Raw genomic sequence first — 17,778 nt, forward strand, 5'->3', positions numbered from 1 at the left:
TCACAGCCCGACACGCGGCAGGTCGCGGGTCACCTCGCGGCTGAAGATCCGAGTCTCCCCCTCGAACGCATCCATGGTGATGCTGACCCGGAACTGCCGGGCATCACCGGTGAGGAGGGTCCGGCTCGAGGTCCGGATCTCCCAGCCGCCGCGGCGCATCCGATAGTGCCAGTCGATCTCCGCCCGCGCGCTCAAGGGGTCGCCCTCGATCAGGCTGAAGCGCTCGACCGCCCGTCCGTCGAACTCGAGCCCATCCTGCTCCAGCCGATAGGCGCCCAAATCGCGATTGATGACGACGGTGGTCCTGCCGGTCGTCGCCTCCTCCTCGATCACGCGCTCGCGCCGCCCGCGGCGCAGTTGGGTGAAGGGAACATTGGGGGCCGCCTCGGGCGGCTCGAAGGGATCCTCATCTCGACCTTCTCCGGCCCCGGCGTCCCGCACCGGCAGCTCCAGCCGGCAATCGGCGGCATGGAGCGTCAAGGTCGCGGCCTCCGGTGCGGGCCAGAGGATCGGCCAATAGTTGGTCGAGAGCGCGAGGCGCAGCCTGTGACCGGGTTTGAGCCGCTGCCCCAGATCGTTGAGCGCGATGCGGACCGTCTCGGCCTGGCCCGGCAGCATCGCCTCGCTGCGATCGAACCCTTTGCGCCGCGTGAGATTGAGGACGCCATAGGAGATCAAGGTCGAGGCGCCATCGGGCGCCACATCGCAGAGCCGGGCGGTGACGATGCCGACCGGCTTGTCGATCGCCAGGCGAAGGATCAGGACCGGTGTGCCCAGCATCTCCAGCGGGGCCTCGAGCCGCGCGCTGTCGAAGACGAGCGAGCGGCCGTCATCGGCGCGCTGGTCGATCGGCAGCTCGCCGGGATTGCCATAGGGGCACCAGTCGCCGGTGGTGATGCCCGTGGTTTCGGGCGAGCGGTGCTGCAGGGGTGCCTCGCCAGGCAACGGCCGATCGGCGAGGCGTCCGTCGCCGAGATACCAGGTCTGGCGTGCCTCCGGTGACGGCGCGGTCGCCTCGCGCACCCAGCGTCCGTCGCGGGTTTCATAGTCGGAGGCCGGCGGCATCGAATCCTGGATGAAAGCGGTCAGCTTCGGCTCGCGCTCGATGCCGTTATCGATGTCCTTCAGCCAGCGATCGAACCAGCGCAAGGATTCCTGCAGGAACCCGATCTGCGGGCCCGGCCGCGCGTCATGCGGATAGGCATGGGCCCAGGGACCGATCATCGCCTTGACCGGCGCCTTCACCTTGGCCAGCAGGCGCAGCACGCAATTGGTATAGGGATCGGCCCAGCCGCCGACGGCATAGACCGGGGCGGTGATGGCGCTGTAATCCTCGGCCACCGAGCCGTGACGCCAATAAGCGTCGCGCAAGGGATGCGCCATCCATTCGAGCAACAAGGGCGGGCTCTGCGCGAGCCGTTCCAGCCAGATCGCGCGCCAGCGCTCGCCCACCATCGTCGGGTCGGGCGGCCTTGCGCTGAAGGTCGTCATGGTCGAGGCCCAGGAGAGATTCCCCAAGAGCAGGCCTCCACCCATGTAATGGCAGTCATCGCCATAGCGATCGTCGGTCGCATGAACCGGAATGATCGCCTTGAGAGCCGGCGGACGGCGTGCCGCCACCTGCAGCGCGTTGAAGCCGCCCCAGGAATAGCCGGTCATGCCGACCTTGCCGTTGCACCAGGGCTGGGCCGCGAGCCAGGCGATGACGGCGATCGCGTCGTCATGCTCCTGCTTCAGATATTCGTCGAGCAGGATGCCTTCGGAATCGCCGCTGCCGCGCAGATCGACGCGCACCGCGGCATAGCCATGACCGGCAAAATAAGCATGGCGCGGCGTGTCGCCCAGGAGCGTGCCGTCGCGCCGGCGATAGGGGATATATTCGAGAATCGCCGGCACGGGCTTGGATGGGGCCGAGCGCGGCAGCAGGATGCGCGCGGCGAGCTTCACGCCGTCGGGCATGGCGATCCAGACCGGGTCCAGGATATCGAAGGCCTCGGGCAGATCCTCCCGAATTTGTGGTGACGGTTTCATGCCGGCCCTTTCCGATGCGACCGCGGCATCATCGATGATCCCGAGAAATTTTCTGGTCGAAGCCGCGGCTGAAGAAGCGCACGCCGCCGTCATAGGCATCGACCGTGGAATGGAAGATGAAGTGGGTCTTGTCCGCCGTCATCTGGATGCGGGTCTCCAGCCGGGCGTCCCAATCGTCGCGCTTGTAATGAACCTCGGTCGAGACCGTGGCCCGCGCGGTCAGCGGATCGTTGCGCGCGATGGCGAACTCCTTGACCTTGCCGTAATGGATCACGGTGCCGATCTCGTCGATGCGCGCCAGCCCGTCATCGCGGCTGTTGCGCACGACGGTCTCGTTGCTGTCGGCATCGAAGATCACCTGGCGCTGCTCGCGGCCTGGATCCGAGACGGTGCGTTTCATCGCCGTTGCCTTCTCGACCGGCCCGAAACCGGGATAGCCGCGGATCTTGCCGGCCGGCAGCACCGGCAAAGCGAGCCGGCTCTCGCCGCTATGGACCGTCAGGGTCGCCGCTTCCGGCGAGGGCCACACCATCGGCCAATAGCAGCTCGAGACCGAGATGCGGATCCGCCGTCCGGCCGCGAACTGGTGCGCGGCTTCCGTCAGCGGCACGGTCACGCGGTAACGCTTGCCGGGGACGAGCGCCGTCGGGCTCTCGTGGCTTTCGCGCTGGGCGAGATTGAGCAGCCCATAGGAGACGCGCGTGGCGGCCCCGTCGGGGGCGACATCGCTGAGCCGCACCGCGACCAGCGCCTGCGGCTTGTCGGATTCGATCTCGAGCGTGACGAAGGCGGCGCCCACCGTCGCCAGCGGCTCGGTCAGCACGGCCGAATCGAAGGTCAGGGAGCCGGCATCGTCGATGCGCTGGTCGAGCGGCATCTCCGGCGCGACCTTGCCCAGCCCATAGGCGCACCATTCGCCGCCCGCGAGGCCCGTCGTCTCCGGCGAGCGCACCGACAAGGCGACGCCCGTGACCGGCTTCTCCTCGAGGCCATGGGGGTTGAGCGCCAGCATATGCCGCTCGATCTCGGCGGCCGGCCAGCGATCGATGCCGATCCATTGGCCCGGGCGGAAATCGTAATGGGACTGCGGCGGCACGCTGTCCTGCATATAGAGCCGCAAGGTCGGGTCCTTCTCGACGCCGTTCTGCTTGCCCTTGAGCCAGCGGTCCCACCAGCGCACCGCTTCCTGGAGGAAGCCGATGGCCGGGTCCGGCACGCCGCGCTGCGGGTAGAGATGCCCCCAGGGGCCGACGATGCCCTTGCAAGGCACGCTCAGATGCTCGGCCAGGCGGAACACGGCCGCGGTATAGCCGTCGGCCCAGCCGCTGACGCCCAGCACCGGCGTCTGGATCGCGGCATAATCCTCGCAGACCGAGCCATGTTTCCAGAATTCGTCGCGCCGCTGATGCTCGAGCCAGAGCGGCGGGAAGGGCTGCAGCACCTCGAGCCGCTCGAGCCACTGCGTCTTCCAGCCCGGCCCCACCATCTGCGGATCGCCGGGCAGGCCGGCATAGGTGAAGAAGGCGCCGCCCCAATCCATATTGTCGGCGAGGAGGCAGCCGCCCATGAAATGCACATCGTCATGATAGCGATCCACGGTCGCGCAGAGCGCGATCACGGCCTTGAGCGCCGGCGGACGCCGTGCGGCGACCTGCAGCCCGTTGAAGCCGCCCCAGGAGATGCCCATCATGCCGACGCTGCCGCTGCACCAGGGCTGGGCGGCGAGCCAGGCGATGATTTCCAGGGCGTCGTCCTGCTCCTGCTTCAGATATTCGTCGCGCAGCAGCCCGTCCGAATCGCCGCTGCCGGCGATATCGACGCGCGCGCAGACATAGCCCTGCGCGGCGACCCAGGGATGCATCTCCTCGTCGCGCGCGCGCGAACCGTCGCGGCGGCGATAGGGGATATATTCGAGGACGGCCGGCACAGGATTACGGAGCGCGTCCTTCGGCATCCAGAGCCGCGCGGCCAGGCGCCGCCCATCCGACATGGGGATCCAGGCGAGCTCGATCGCATCGACCTTGTCGGACACATCGCGGATGATCGGCTCGGCATTCATGATCTTGCTTTCTGTGATGGGGACGCCCGCGGTTTGCGTTTCGGACGCGCGATTGTCGAAGATTCGGCGCGCGATTGCGCGGTCGGCGGCAGGCGGCTGGCGAGATAATCGCGGCAGAGGCGGCGCGCCCGGGCCGGCTGGATCCGCTTGGCGTCGAGCGCATAGGCCCACCAGAAACCGTCGATGAGCGCGGTCAGGCCCAGGAAGATATCCGCCGCCAGCGGTTCCGCCACCATCTGGTGCAGCGCGAACATGATGTTCGATTCGAAGCGGTGATTGAGGATGCGCTGCAGCCGCGCGAAGCGCGGGTTGCGCCGCACCTCGAGCCAGAAGGTGAGCCAGGCGACCATCGATTCCGGCAGGAAATGCCGGCGCGAGAAGCAGCCATCGATGATCGCATGGAGACGGCCCAGCGGCGTCGGCTCATCCGGCAGGCGCGCGGCGATATCGTCGCCCAGGTTGCGCAGGAGACGGCGCATGGTCGCCTCGAGCAGCGCTTCCTTGCCGTCGAAATAATGATTGACCAGCGCCGGCGACAAACCGGCGCGCTTGCCAATGCCGGCCAGCGTCGTGTCCTTGAGGCCGTCCTCATAGATCGCCGTGATCGTCGCGTCGATCAGCTCCTCGCGACGGAAGCGGCGCCGGCTGGCCAGTGTCATCGATGAATCCCGGACGCGATGTTTCAACGGACATCGCTTGTTTTGTTGTTCGATTGAACAATCTGCTGTTTGCGCTGTCAATCGCCTTGCGCCATAGTGGCTGCCCGAATTTTCCCCAACAGCCGGCAGCAACCGATGAGCGAAGCCCAGCCAGCGACCTTGCCGTTGCGCGGCGACTGGTTGTTCCCGACCGAGATCCGCTTCGGCGCGGGCCGCATCGAGGAACTGGGCGCGCTTTGCGTTCGCTTCGGGATGAAGCGGCCGCTGATCGTGACCGATCGCGGACTGGCAGCGACGGCGCTGGCGGAGCGCGTGCTGACGGCGGCCGACGTCGCCGGCGTGGCACCGCGATTCTTCACCGGGCTCCAGGAAAATCCGACCGGCGGCAATGTCGAGGAGGGCGTCGCGGCCTTCCGCGCCTGGAATGCCGACGGGGTGATCGCGCTCGGCGGCGGCAGCGGCCTCGATGGCGGCAAGACCATAGCCCTCCTCGCCGGCTGCGGCGGCTCGCTCTGGCGCTTCGCCTGGCCCGATCATGAAACGGCGCAAGCCGAGCGCACGCGCGTTCCCATCATCGCGATCCCGACCACCGCCGGCACCGGTGCCGAGGTCGAGCCCAGCGCCATCATCACCGACGAGCGCCAGCCGGTGAAGCGCGCGGTGCTGCATCCCGGCATGCTGCCCAAAGTTGTCATCGCCGATCCGAGCCTGACCGTCTCGATGCCGCGCGGCCTCACCGCCGCGACCGGCATGGATGCGCTGAGCCACAGCCTCGAGGCGCTCTGCGTGCGGAGCTTCCATCCCATGGCCGACGCGATCGCGGCCTCCGGCATCGCCATGATCGGACGCTGGCTGCCGGTCGCCGTCGCCGAGCCGCAGAACCTGACGGCGCGCGGCTATATGATGGCGGCGGCCATCATGGGCGCCGCCGCTTTCGGCAAGGGCCTTGGTGCCATGCATGCCTTGAGCCATGCGATCGGCGCCCTCAAGGGCTATCACCATGGCCTGACCAACGCCGTGCTGATGCCCTTCGTCCTCGCCTATAACCGGCCGGCGATCGAGCCCGCCATGGCCGAGCTGGCGGCGGCGCTCCGGGTCGAAGGCGATCCCTTTGTCGCGGTAGAAGGCTGGATCCTCGATCTGCGCCGCAGGATCGAGATCCCCGCGACCGTCACTGCCCTCGGCCTGGCGCGCGCCGAGTTCGGGCGCATCGCCGATCTGGCCGCGACCGATATCTGCGCCGGCATGAACCCGGTGCCGGTCGATGCCGGGTCACTGCGATCCATCCTGGATGCGGCCGCCTGACGGACGCTTCCCTGCTCTCATTCTTTCGATTGCGCATGACATTCATCAAGGAGACGACCGCATGAATGACGCCTCGCCGAAATCCGCGGTCCGCCATATCGAGACGATGTGGATCCCGATGTCGGACGGCACCAGGCTCGCGGCGCGCGTCTGGATGCCGGAAGATGCCGAGCGCAAGCCGGTGCCGGCGATCCTCGAATACATCCCCTATCGCCGGCGCGACGGCACGCGCGACTGGGACGATCTCTCCCATCCCTATCTGGCGGCCCACGGCTATGTCTGCGTGCGCCTCGACATCCGCGGCACCGGCGATTCCGAAGGGGTGATGCTGGATGAATATCTGAAGCAGGAGCAGGACGACGCGGTCGAGGCGATCGCCTGGATCGCGAAGCAGCCCTGGTGCAGTGGCGCGGTCGGGATGATGGGCATCTCCTGGGGCGGCTTCAACTCGCTCCAGGTCGCGGCGCGGAGGCCACCGGCGCTCAAGGCGATCATCACCTATTGCTCGACCGACGATCGCTATGCCGACGACATGCATTACATGGGCGGCGCGCATCTCACCGGCAATCTGGAATGGGGCTCGACCTATTTCGCGATCATGGGCCGTGCGCCCGATCCGCTGATCGTCGGCGACGCCTGGCGAAAGATGTGGCTGCAGCGCCTCGAGGCGATGACGCCCGTCTTCGGTACCTGGCTCAAGCATCAGCGCCGCGACGAGTTCTGGAAGCATGGCTCGGTGGCTGAGGATATCGGCCAGATCCAGGCCGCGGTCATGGCGGTGGGCGGTTGGGCCGACGGCTATACCAACACCGTCTTCCGCCTGCTCAAGACATTGACGTCGCCGAAGCAGGGCATCGTCGGCCCCTGGGGCCATAAATACGGCCATGTCGGCGTGCCCGGCCCCGCGATCGGCTATCTCACCGAATCGCTGCGCTGGTGGGATCATTGGCTGAAGGACATCGACACCGGCATCATGAAGGAGCCGCAGCTGCGCGCTTATGTGCAGGATTCCGTCGAGCCCGCGAGCCATTACGAGGCGCGGCCCGGCCGCTGGGTGGCGGAGCCGTCATGGCCGGTACCCGGCATCGCGCCGCAGCGCTTCCATCTGAACGGTGCCGGTTTCCGCCAGATGGGAACGCTCGGATCGGAAGCCGGCCCCTCGGTGCCGCTCGCGATCAATTCGCCGCAGACCATGGGCAGCGCCGGCGGCGAATGGTGTCCCTATGGGCTGGGCGGGCTGGGACCCGAGCTGCCGCTGGACCAGCGCGGCGACGATGCCAACTCGCTGGTGTTCGACGGCGCGCCGCTGGCGGCCCCGCTCGAGATTCTGGGCGCGCCGGTCGTCGAGCTCGAGCTCACATCGGACCAGCCGGTCGCGACCGCGGTGGTCCGCCTGAACGATGTGGCGCCGGACGGGCGCGTGACGCGCGTCACCTATGGGCTGCTGAACCTCACCCATCGCGACAGCCATGCCGAGCCCAAGCCGCTCGAACCCGGCAAGAGCTACCGCATCAGGATCCAGCTCAACGATATCGGCCATCGTTTCGCGGCCGGCCATCGGGTGCGGGTCGCGATCTCGACCGCCTATTGGCCGATCCTCTGGCCGGCGCCGAAGGCGGCGACGCTGACGCTCACCGCCGGTCCCTCCACGCTGTCGCTGCCGGTGCGCCGGCCCCAGGCGGGCGACGCCAAGATCAAGTTCGGTCCGCCGGAGCCGCTGCCCCCGAGCAACCGCACTTCGCTGCGGCCGGGCGACGTCTATCGCAAGGTGACGCAGGATGTGGCGACCGGCGCGCTCTCGATCCATGTGCTGCGCGACGATGGCCGCTCCACCCACAACGAGACCGGCGTCACGACCGAGATGGTCAAGAACCTCCGCTACCGGATGCATCCCGACGACCCGGCGACCGCCTATGCCGAGGCCGACCATGACCTGGTCCATCGTCACGACCAGGGTTGGGAGACCCGCATCAAGACCCATTGCGCGATCGCCTGCTCGGCGACCGAGTTCATCGTCGAGGCCGACCTCCAGGCCTTTGAGGGCGAGACGCGCATCTTCTCGCGCAGCTGGACCCAGCGCATCCCGAGAGACTTGATGTAACGGGGAAAACGCGAAGAGGAACCGATCCCGGGGGTAGGGCGTTGTTCATATCGAGGGCGTCGTGTCCCCCGCGACGGCCCTCTTATTAAGGCCAACAGAGCCCGCGCCGCCTTCCCCCTCCCTGCGGCGCGGGCGACTGGCCGCTCAGGGGGCATTCTCCCCATCGCGGTGTAGCCCACGGCTTGACCCCAAGGGTCGGGCGCGGAAGACGTCGTTATGCGAGGCGGTCCCGGCTGCCAATCATTGGTAGATGCAGGCTCGGAGCTCTAAATTCTGCTCCATTCATTAACTGGATCAATGCAGCTCATTGGCGCTTTCACGGTTCCGAGCGTCGGAAACCACTGAAAAATAGCGGGATCGGAATTTGAGCTGCCCCCGCGCTGCAATTGCGCCTCGAGATGGATGCGATATGGCTTCGACCGAAGCGGCGTTGCGATCTGACGGCTCGATAATTCTGGGCCTCGGTCAGTGAACGGCAGCCGCCCTCCCTCCTGGTCATTCCGGTGGCGTCCGCCCACGGGGGATTGGATTCTCTTCAGCTTCGCCCTGATCTGGGCCGCCGGCGTCCTGGTGCCGATGGCGGGCGTGCTGCTGTTTTCGTTCATCCGGGCTCATGCCGAAGGCATCAATTTTGCCTTCACCCTCGACGCCTATCGGGAAATTTTCTCGACCGGGCGCTGGGAGGTGACGGCGCGGACCATTCGGATCGCGGCAACCGTCACGGCCATCCTCCTCCTCATCTCCTTTCCCTTCGCGCTCTGGCTCGCCAAGGGCCTGCGCTCGACCCTCGTCAAGCTCATCATCTGGACACTGCTGACGGCTCCGTTCTTCCTCAGCGACACGGCACGAACCGTCGTCTGGCGGCCGGTACTGGGTCTCATGGGACCGATCAACAGCGGTTTGATGCAGCTGGGGATCATCGATGGGCCCATCACCTGGCTGCTGTTCTCCGAACCTGCCGTACATTTCGGATTGCTGGGTCCGTTCCTGCCCAACATGGTCTGGCCGATCTTTCTATCCATCACCCTGATCGATGACGATCTGCTCGAGGCCAGCAAGGATATCGGCGCCTCTCATTGGCAAACGCTGCGCCATGTGATCCTGCCTCTGGCAATGCCCGGCATTCTGGCCGGTGTCATCTTCACCTTCGTGCCGATGCTGGGCGACGACGTCGTCGCCAAGATCATCGGCGGCCAGAAAGTAGTGATGCTGGGCGGCGCCATGCTCGATCTCATCACCGCACTGAATTACTCCGTCGCCGCGGCCATGTCGGCCTTCGTCATCCTTCTCGTGGCCGTGCTGCAATTGCTGTTCATCTGGATCGTCAGGCGCATCGGCGGCGGCGCGGCGATGGTGGAAGGGTTGCGGCGATGAGCGCCATCGCCGGCAATCAGGTGGCGATTGAGCGGATCGTCCGACGCGAGCGGAGCCTGTTTCGCCTCGCGACGGCCGTCGCTGTCGGCTTCGGTGCCATTGGTATCGGCCTGATCTATGGCCCTATCGCCTGGTTGGCGCTCATGTCGATCAGCGTCCGCCCGCTGACGGGAAAGCCAGGCCCCTTCACGCTCGACTGGTATCAGAAACTCTTCGGCGATCTGCGCTGGCTCGATCCGCTGGGAACGAGCCTGGGCGTCGCCACCATCGTCTGCGTGCTCTGCATGATCACGGCAACAGCCGTGGGCCGGACCCTGCCACATATCGGCCGAAGCGGCGCCTGGCTGCTCCTGATATTCCTGATCGTGCTGTTCGTGCCGGGCGTCATGCTCGGCGTCGACTTCATCATGTATTACCGGCTTTTCCTCGGCATCCGCACCGGCCTCTGGTCGCTCGTGCTGGGCAACTTCGTCTGGGCCTTTCCCTTTGCCCTGCTGAGCGTGCTCGTCGTCTCCACGCGGTTCGACATCCGCCTGCTGGAGGTGGCGGCCGACCTGGGCGCCAGCAAATGGCGCCGGTTTCGCGATGTCGAGATGCCCCTCCTCATGCCGGGCATCATGTCAGCCGGATTCTTCGGCTTCCTGCTGTCCTTCAACGAGCTGCCGCGCAGCATCTATTTGCGCGGCGGCATCACCACCTTGCCGCTCTTTCAATGGGCCGAGGCTTCGTCGCATTCGACCATGGTCCCGCTGATCTATGCGTTGAGCACGCTCATCACCCTGGCCAGCCTGGCCCTGACCGTTTTTGCGCTGCGCCTGTTGTTCCGGCGCGAGGAGCAAGCGTGATGAGCCCGACCGCCAACTACAAACCGGATTGCAGCCCCGAATGACGAGTGTCCCCGTGAGCGACGCCAACACCCCCATTCTCGTCGTGCGTGAGGCCACCCGCCGCTTTGGTCTGGTGACGGCGCTGGATCACGCGTCGCTGACAGTCCCTCAGGGTCAGTTCCTGACGCTGCTGGGTCCGAGCGGCTCCGGCAAAACCACGCTGCTGCGGATCATTGCTGGCCTGGAGGAACCGACCGAGATCGCCGAGCTCAGTATCGCCGGGCTCGATGTTCGCGGAATTCCCGCCAACCACCGCAACGTGGCGACCGTCTTTCAGCATTATGGCCTGTTCCCGCATATGTCGGTCGGGCAGAACATCGAATATGGCCTGCTGGTGCGCAAACGGCCGGCGGCCGAACGACGCCAGCGCGCCATGGAAGCGCTCGAGCTGGTGCGCCTTCCCGATAAATATGACCGCCGGGTGCATCAGCTCAGTGGTGGCGAACGCCAGCGCGTAGCGCTGGCGCGGGCACTGGTGACCGAGCCCGAGATTCTGCTGCTGGACGAGCCGCTGGGTGCGCTGGATGAAAGGCTCCGGCGCGACATGCAGGTCGAGCTGCTGCGGCTGCAGCGTGCGCTGGGAATGACCTTCATCCTGGTGACCCACAGCCAGGAAGAAGCGCTCACCATGAGCGACCGCATCGTCCTGCTGAACCGGGGCCGCATCGTCCAGGACGGCACGCCGCGCGAGCTGTTCGAATGCCCGGCCTCGCGCTTCGTCGCCGAGTTCATGGGCGCGGAGAATGTCTTCCAGGGCAAGGTCATTGCCAGCGCCGACGGCCTTGCCAGCATTCTGGTGGGAGAGACGGTGCTGCAGGGACGGGCCCTCCCCGGCAGCCGGCTCACACTGGGGATGGAGGCCTTTCTTGCCGTTCGCGCCGAGCATGTGCAGCTGGCCGCCGCGGTTGCGGATCGCGCAGGCGAGAACCTGCTGCCCTGTCAGGCGCGCCTCAACATCTACAAAGGCAATTATCACGATACCGAGCTCGACACGCCGATCGGCGTCGTCGTGTCCCGGCAATGGGACGACACGCAATCGCGGCAAGGGAAGTTTGCCGTCTGGCAGGCCAGCCATTGCGTGATCGGACCGACTGGCCCGAATTCACCGGCCGCTCAAGGGCCCGGCGTCACCATGGGAGGAAAAGCATGAAATCGTCAAACCGCCTGACAGGATCGCTGTCACGGCGCCGGCTCCTGACCCGCGCGGCGGTCGGGGCCACCGTTCTGTCCGCTCCGATGATCATCAAGGGATCACTCGGCCGAGCCCACGCGGCCGACAATGTCATCCGGATTATGGGCGTCACCACCGTTGCCCTGCCGGACTGGACTCAGTTCGAGAAGGACACCGGCCTGAAGGTCGAGTTCACGCCGATCGACGACGCCATCGGCACCTTCCTGCATGAGGTCGAGACCAACGATGCCGGCGCGCGCTACGACCTGTTCGCGGCCTTCAGCGGTCCCTGGAAGGGTCTCGCCGACAAAGGTTACCTCCTGCCGGTGGACGATTCGAAGATTCCGAACTGGAAGGGCGTCTCGGAGAGCGTTCGCACCAGCCCGTTGATCATGGGCGGCGAAGGTGCGCTCTGGAGCGTGCCGATGGTGATGAACGCCGATTCCTTCGCCTATTTCCCCGAACTTACCGGCGCTCCGAAGGCGCCCGAACCGGTCTCGTGGAATCTGCTGTTCGACAATGAGAAGACCAAGGGCATGGTGGCGCTGGACGACAGCTTCTTCACGCTCCAGCACTGCGCGGCTTATCTCAAATTCCACAAGCTCGCCGAGATCGGTAATCCGGGGAATCTCACCTCCAGCGAATGCCAGACGGTGTCGAATTTTCTGATCGAGCGGAAGAAGGCCGGCCAGTTCCGCACCTTCTGGGTCAGCTATGACGAGCAGGTGTCGTTGCTGGTGAATGGAGAGGTGGCGGCCGAGACGGCCTGGGAGCCCGCCGCGAAAGAGGCGCAAGCCCAGGGCGTCGCGGTCGAATATGCCTGGACGATCGAGGGCTACGACAAGTGGATGATCAACGCCTTCATTCCCAAGGAAGCCAAGGATCGCGGCAATCTGGAGCAGATCTACAAAGCGCTCAACTGGTTCATGGGCGGCGCCTATGCTGCGCAGATCGCCATCCTCCGCGGCTATGTCACGCCGCGTTCCGATCTCGGCAAGGAATATGCCGTGTCGGCCGGGTGGAAGGTGCAGGATGTGGCTCAGATCGAAGAGACGATGGTCAAGCTCGACAAGAAGTTTGCGCACGAGCTGTTCTGGAACTCGGGCTGGCCCGACGATATCGAATCTTATGAACGCGAGATGTCGCGCTTCAAGAACGCCTGATCGATCGACCCAATCTGCCGCCGCTGGCCGCCGCGGGCTTCAAGCTCGCGGCACCGGCGGCGACCAGATCTCTCAGCGGGTCGTCGAACCCGAACGCAAGCGTACGGTCGCATCGGCATCGAGCTTGCCGTCGCTTCCGATCTCCACGGCGTAGACGTCGCGCGCCCGTGCCCGGGTGACATAACCCTCGGCGACGTCGGCCTGGACAAGAGCGGGTTCCCGCTCACGAGCCGGGCCATAACCGCCGCCACCGGGCGAGATGCCAGTAACGCGATCGCCCGGCCGCAGCGACACGGTCGCCCAGCCATCGGCCGGCTCCACCAAGCCGTTCTGTCGCGTCACGAAGTTATGAGCGCCCCCGCCCTGGCCACCGCCGCGGGCTCCTTGCGGCGGATAAACGGTACCGTCGCTCTGATAGAGCACCTCGACCTCGGAATGGCGTGGCCCGAACTCGACCAGCGACGCGGGCGCGCCCCGATGCCGTCCGGCACCTTCGCTATCCGGCACAAGGCGGCGCTGATGCACCAGGATGGGGTGGCGAATCTCGTCCACCTCCACGCTGTCGAAGAAGGACATGCCGGCGGTGCCGGCTGTGATCATCGCCAGCCAGCCATCGGCACGCGGTCCAGCAGCACCCAGCGTGTCGCCCAGAATCAACTGATCCACGAAGGCGCGTCCCTGGCGTTTCGGGTCCCGGCCCGAGATTACCGCCTGGGCTGCGCTCTGCACCGCGCCGACCTCCGCCAGCCCATAGCCCTCCGCCAGGTCCGCGAAGGCGAGTTGCACCGCACAGGTCAGGCGATCGGCCACGTTCTGGGTCGCGACCGAGCAGCTTGTGGGATGAAGGGGAATACCGACGGCGCAATTCTCGCGCAGATCGACCTTCAGGCACCGGAAACTGCCTTCATTGGTCGGTACCGTCAGCCCAAGGCTGTTGAAGGTCCCCACCATGGCTGCCGTCAGGGCACAGGCCTCGCTCAGATTGAGGCCATTCGGCATGCAGTCGATATTGTCGCGCAGATCGATCTCGATCCGGCCTTTGGCGGGATCGACGGCAACAGTGACAGTGATCGGAATTCCCTCGGCCGGTGTTCCTGGAAAGGGGTCATGCATGGTCTGCCCCTTCGCCGACCCTGCCGGGAGGCTGGCGATAGCAGCCCGCATCCGACGCTCGCTGTAATCGAACCAGGCTTCCACCAGCGCCTCGAGGCGATCCCATCCGAGCTCGCGCGCCAGCGCCAATATCTCGCGCTCGCCCACGCGCGCCGCGCCCAAGCTGGCGAGATAGTCGCCCCGCCACTGCTCTGGCACGCGGATACGCATCTCGCAAAGACGGATGATATCCGGAATATCCTCATACCCCGACTGCACCTGGGTCGCCGGAAAGATCAGCGCCCCTTCCTCGTAGAGGTCGCGGGCCGCGGCGTGATAGGTCGTCGGAATCGAGTTGCCGATATCAGCCTGATGGGCCTTGGCCAGAAGCGTGAAGCGATGAACGCCGGCTTCGTCGATCACCGGCACCAGCACCGACAGATCTGCGGCATGCGAGCAACCGTGATAGGGCGAGTTGTGAAGAAAGGCGTCACCCCGCGCCAGGTTGGGATGAAAGCGCTTCATCCATCTAGCCATGATATCGGGGCCGGCCATCACATGGATGGGCAGGCTCTCCGCAACCGAGACCAGCCGGCAGTCGCCGGTCAGTATGCAGCAGGAGAAATCGCGGCCGGTATTGATCACGCCCGAGCGCGCAGTGCGCAACAGGGTGTTCTGCATCTTACCGGCGATACCCTCGATCCGCTTGCTGAAGACGGCGAGATCGAGGGCGTCAATCTTCAACAGCTTTCGGTTGCCGCTCATGACGACACCTCCTCGCTTGCGGATTCCAGCTCGGCAATCAGGCCCCCCGATCGATCGACCCAGAACTCGGTCTGCGGCTCCATGACGATCGTCGTGAAGGGCGTCTCGACGATGGCAGGCCCGGCATGGCGCCGGCCCACGGGCAGAGTGTCGAACTCATGAACAGGCACTTCGCGAGCCTGGCCGGCAAACCAGGCCCGCCGCCCCGTCGCTGGTGATTTGGCGCTATGCCCGTTCGTGCCGATCCGGCCCAGGGGCTGCCGGCGCAGTTCGCACGCCACCAGCGCCCGCCAATTGACGAACTCGATTTCGCCATGCGGGTCGTCGAAGGCGAATATCTCGCGATGCAGTTTATGGAAATCGTCCACCAGGGCGCTAAGATCCTCGCCGGACCGTACCGGCACGCGGCGGAGTGGAACCTTGATCTCCCAGATCTGCTGGGCGTAACGCGCCTCGACGCTGAACTCCACCTGGCTGGCGACATCGGTGCCGACGCCGGTGAGAAATTTATCGACCCGCGATTGGAGGCGGCCCAATCCGGCATTCACCGCAGCAAAATCGAACTGCCGCGACGTCGCCATCCGGAACTCCGAGAAGTCCTCGCTCAAGGCGCAAAGCAGGCCACCGGCAGCACTCAAGGCTGCACCCGCATCGGGGAACAGCACGCGGCTGCAATGAAGGCGCCGGGCGATGGCGACGCTGTTGAGGCCCGCGGCTCCGCCACCGCCAACGAGCACGGCATCGCGCGGATCGATACCCTGATTGACGGTGATGTCTTCAATGGCGCCGGCCATGGTCTCGGTGACCAGAACCAGGATCGCCGCGGCGGCGGCTTCAACACTCAGATCCAATGGTTTTGCCACATGGCAGTCGATCGCGCGGCGAGCTAGATCCAGATCGAGTTTCATGCGCCCGCCCAGAAAAAAACCCGGATCGATGTGGCCTAGCGTCAAAGCCGCGTCGGTGACGGTCGGTTTGTCGCCACCCCGGCCATAGCAGGCCGGTCCCGGTACGGCGCCGGCGCTGTCCGGCCCGACATGCAGCAGGCCCGCCTCGTCGACGCGCGCGATGCTGCCGCCGCCAGCACCCACACTGCGGATGTCGATCGACGGGAAGCCTGTCATATGGCCGAGATAGGGACGACCGATCCAGGTCTCACGCGTCTCGGGGATCCGTCCATGCCGGACCAGCGCGACGTCGTAAGTCGTTCCCCCGGTATCGGCGACGATGGCGACGTCGCCGAGACCGGCGATCGTGGCGAAATGCCGGCCCGCAACCGGCGCCATGGCGGGCCCCGATTTGAGGGCGTGGATCGGCGCGGCCGCGACCTCGGCCGCATCCTTCATCATGCCCTGCGACGTCACCACTAAGAGACGTCCGTTATAGCCTTCCTGCCGCAGCCGGCTCTCCAACCCACCGAGATAGCGCCCCATGATCGGCTTGAGCGAGGCATCGATCGCCGTCGCCGAGGCGCGGCGGTATTCCCGCAAGGAGGGGTTCACGCGATGAGAAAGACTGACTGCGACCTCAGGCAACCGCTCCTTGATGAGGGCTTCGAGCCGCAATTCATGGTCGGGATTGACGATCGACCAAAGCAGACAGACCGCGATCGCCTCGACGCCCGTACTGGCGATCCGCTCCATCACCTTTCGAGCAACGACTTCATTCAACGCGAGCAGGACTTGGCCATCCGGCCCCACCCGCTCTGGAATCTCGAACGTCAGGGCGCGTGGCAAATAGGGCTTCGGATATTCAATCGAATAGTCGAACAGCGGCAGACCGATCCGACCGCCCTCGCGCAGCACCAGGATGTCCGGATGTCCCGCCGTGGTGAGGAAAGCCGTCTTGGCGGTGCGCCCGGTCACAACCGCATTGGTGGCGGTCGTCGTGCCATGCACGAACAGATCGGTTCGTTGCAGCAGCACCTGCCGCGACAAAGACAAGCCATTCGCGGCGACATCGATGACGTCGATGATGCCGTCGATGGGATTGGCCGGCGTGGTCGGCGCCTTGAACAGATGCAAACGATCACCGTCCTCGATGACGAGATCGGTGAAGGTGCCTCCAGTATCGACCGCAAGACGCATCAAGAGCTCCGAGAGTCGAGTGCAAGAACGGCCGCGAAAGGCGGAAGGCGTCCGCCCTGCCTTCTGCCGGCCGGGAGAGGTTTCATTCGTTGATCAAGCGCACCAGGTCGTGACCTGGAAGCGTCGATTCAATCAGGCGCCAGTGGCAGTGACCGCCCTCGCTCTCCTGGATCACCCAATGACCATCGTCGGACAGCCGGGCGGAGCCCTGGCCCCAGAGCCGTGCGCTTTCCCTGAAGGGCAGCGTGGATCTGGCGATGGTCCAGGGCCGATAGGACCCCGCGATACCACCGAGCGAGATTTCGCAATCGAGATAGGCGTGAATCAGAGCGCGATCATTGCCGGCGGCTTCGACCAGTTCGCGCAAGGTCTGCGCGGGCGGCAACGATTGCTGACGCGGTCGCGCGAACAGAAATCGATCGTCGATCATGATCAGGATGGCGCCGGTCGCGTCGGGGGTCGCCGAGGCTGGTTGGTGCTCGACCAATCGCAGCGCGGCGCAGAGCCGGGTCGCATGACGCTCGCGGTGATAGATCTCCTGATAAGCACTGGCGAGAATCGAGGTCGGATCGCCTTCCTCGTAAAGTGTGTCCCCCTCGATCCGAAGCCGCCCGGCGTCAGACCGCCCCGTGTCCGGCCGGTAGTCGATATAGCGAACCCAGGAACAGAGTCCGTCGGCCATCGTGATGTGACCGGCGAACCCCTTCTGTTCGGCCAGTCGGTGAAGCTCGGTCAGGCTGAAATCGTCAAAGGAACGCCGGCCTTCTGCTTGCGGTCGATCTTGGGGAATTCGGAGATCGACATAGAGCCGGCGGGTCTGCCCCCAGCAAACGCGGGTGGTGTCGTCCTTGGAGCCGTCCGGAAACCGGATCGATTCCCGGCACCAAAGCCCGACCAGCCACTCCGGAGCGGCAGGAGGATCGTCCGAAAGAGCGAATGGCGATGCGGATTCCGAGGGCGAACGCATGACGCAATTCTGGGAATCGGCCGGCCTGCGCCAATCGAGGAACGGTCAATACCGATCATTGACTGAATTAATGGAGTAAGCCAGAAACAGGCCTGCACCCCTGGTTTTCCCCAATTC

General features: G+C 65.5%; 12 protein-coding genes. 6 read left to right on the forward strand and 6 right to left on the reverse strand.

Annotation, left to right across the window (positions count from 1 at the left end):
* Genes ACREE8_RS10400 through betI form a run of 3 tightly spaced genes read right to left on the reverse strand, consistent with a single transcriptional unit; the run spans position 1 to position 4,749 of the window.
* Positions 1-2,031, reverse strand: coding sequence for a CocE/NonD family hydrolase (locus ACREE8_RS10400; protein WP_431572921.1), 2,031 nt, complete (start codon positions 2,029-2,031; stop codon positions 1-3).
* A 28-nt stretch (positions 2,032-2,059) separates the two neighbouring features.
* Entirely contained in the window at positions 2,060-4,090 is a 2,031-nt protein-coding gene (locus tag ACREE8_RS10405) for a CocE/NonD family hydrolase (RefSeq protein WP_431572922.1), read from the reverse strand.
* Complete coding sequence (gene betI / locus ACREE8_RS10410; protein ID WP_431572923.1) at positions 4,087-4,749, reverse strand: transcriptional regulator BetI; 663 nt, start codon at positions 4,747-4,749, stop codon at positions 4,087-4,089. Before betI ends, ACREE8_RS10405 begins: the two co-directional genes overlap by 4 nt.
* Before the next feature lie 135 nt (positions 4,750-4,884).
* On the opposite strand from betI, the gene ACREE8_RS10415 reads away from it, so the two are divergent.
* The 6 genes from ACREE8_RS10415 (at position 4,885) to ACREE8_RS10440 (ending at position 12,750) form a co-directional block, all read left to right on the forward strand.
* The gene (locus tag ACREE8_RS10415; protein ID WP_431572924.1) at positions 4,885-6,054 is read left to right on the forward strand and encodes an iron-containing alcohol dehydrogenase; all 1,170 of its coding nucleotides are present in this window, start codon (positions 4,885-4,887) and stop codon (positions 6,052-6,054) included.
* Positions 6,055-6,115: 61 nt separating this feature from the next.
* On the forward strand, positions 6,116-8,155 hold the full coding sequence (locus ACREE8_RS10420) for a CocE/NonD family hydrolase (RefSeq protein WP_431572925.1): 2,040 nt from the start codon (positions 6,116-6,118) through the stop codon (positions 8,153-8,155).
* A gap of 468 nt (positions 8,156-8,623) precedes the next feature.
* A complete protein-coding gene (locus ACREE8_RS10425) occupies positions 8,624-9,529 on the forward strand; it encodes an ABC transporter permease (protein ID WP_431572926.1) in 906 nt (301 codons plus the stop codon).
* On the forward strand, positions 9,526-10,374 hold the full coding sequence (locus tag ACREE8_RS10430) for an ABC transporter permease (protein ID WP_431572927.1): 849 nt from the start codon (positions 9,526-9,528) through the stop codon (positions 10,372-10,374). The genes ACREE8_RS10425 and ACREE8_RS10430 overlap by 4 nt, the downstream gene beginning before the upstream one ends.
* A gap of 40 nt (positions 10,375-10,414) precedes the next feature.
* Complete coding sequence (locus tag ACREE8_RS10435) at positions 10,415-11,566, forward strand: ABC transporter ATP-binding protein (protein ID WP_431572928.1); 1,152 nt, start codon at positions 10,415-10,417, stop codon at positions 11,564-11,566.
* The gene (locus ACREE8_RS10440; protein WP_431572929.1) at positions 11,563-12,750 is read left to right on the forward strand and encodes an ABC transporter substrate-binding protein; all 1,188 of its coding nucleotides are present in this window, start codon (positions 11,563-11,565) and stop codon (positions 12,748-12,750) included. Before ACREE8_RS10435 ends, ACREE8_RS10440 begins: the two co-directional genes overlap by 4 nt.
* 72 nt (positions 12,751-12,822) lie before the next feature.
* On the opposite strand, the gene ACREE8_RS10445 is transcribed toward ACREE8_RS10440, so the two are convergent.
* From ACREE8_RS10445 to ACREE8_RS10455, 3 genes are all read right to left on the reverse strand, one after another.
* The gene (locus ACREE8_RS10445; protein ID WP_431572930.1) at positions 12,823-14,607 is read right to left on the reverse strand and encodes a hydantoinase B/oxoprolinase family protein; all 1,785 of its coding nucleotides are present in this window, start codon (positions 14,605-14,607) and stop codon (positions 12,823-12,825) included.
* On the reverse strand, positions 14,604-16,694 hold the full coding sequence (locus ACREE8_RS10450) for a hydantoinase/oxoprolinase family protein (RefSeq protein ID WP_431572931.1): 2,091 nt from the start codon (positions 16,692-16,694) through the stop codon (positions 14,604-14,606). The genes ACREE8_RS10445 and ACREE8_RS10450 overlap by 4 nt, the downstream gene beginning before the upstream one ends.
* Before the next feature lie 82 nt (positions 16,695-16,776).
* Positions 16,777-17,661 carry a hypothetical protein gene (locus tag ACREE8_RS10455; RefSeq protein ID WP_431572932.1) on the reverse strand — a complete coding sequence of 295 codons (885 nt, stop codon included), beginning with the start codon at positions 17,659-17,661 and terminating at the stop codon, positions 16,777-16,779.
* Positions 17,662-17,778: the final 117 nt, after the last annotated feature.

The sequence above is a fragment of the Hypericibacter sp. genome (assembly GCF_050729195.1).
In the GTDB taxonomy this organism is placed as follows: Bacteria; Pseudomonadota; Alphaproteobacteria; order Dongiales; family Dongiaceae; genus Hypericibacter.

Coding starts and splice junctions, on each gene's coding strand:
- ACREE8_RS10400 (WP_431572921.1), bottom strand. CDS start 2,031: ATGAAACCGTCACCACAAATTCGGGAGGATCTGCCCGAGGCCTTCGAT.
- ACREE8_RS10405 (WP_431572922.1), bottom strand. CDS start 4,090: ATGAATGCCGAGCCGATCATCCGCGATGTGTCCGACAAGGTCGATGCG.
- betI (WP_431572923.1), bottom strand. CDS start 4,749: ATGACACTGGCCAGCCGGCGCCGCTTCCGTCGCGAGGAGCTGATCGAC.
- ACREE8_RS10415 (WP_431572924.1), top strand. CDS start 4,885: ATGAGCGAAGCCCAGCCAGCGACCTTGCCGTTGCGCGGCGACTGGTTG.
- ACREE8_RS10420 (WP_431572925.1), top strand. CDS start 6,116: ATGAATGACGCCTCGCCGAAATCCGCGGTCCGCCATATCGAGACGATG.
- ACREE8_RS10430 (WP_431572927.1), top strand. CDS start 9,526: ATGAGCGCCATCGCCGGCAATCAGGTGGCGATTGAGCGGATCGTCCGA.
- ACREE8_RS10435 (WP_431572928.1), top strand. CDS start 10,415: ATGACGAGTGTCCCCGTGAGCGACGCCAACACCCCCATTCTCGTCGTG.
- ACREE8_RS10440 (WP_431572929.1), top strand. CDS start 11,563: ATGAAATCGTCAAACCGCCTGACAGGATCGCTGTCACGGCGCCGGCTC.
- ACREE8_RS10445 (WP_431572930.1), bottom strand. CDS start 14,607: ATGAGCGGCAACCGAAAGCTGTTGAAGATTGACGCCCTCGATCTCGCC.
- ACREE8_RS10450 (WP_431572931.1), bottom strand. CDS start 16,694: ATGCGTCTTGCGGTCGATACTGGAGGCACCTTCACCGATCTCGTCATC.
- ACREE8_RS10455 (WP_431572932.1), bottom strand. CDS start 17,661: ATGCGTTCGCCCTCGGAATCCGCATCGCCATTCGCTCTTTCGGACGAT.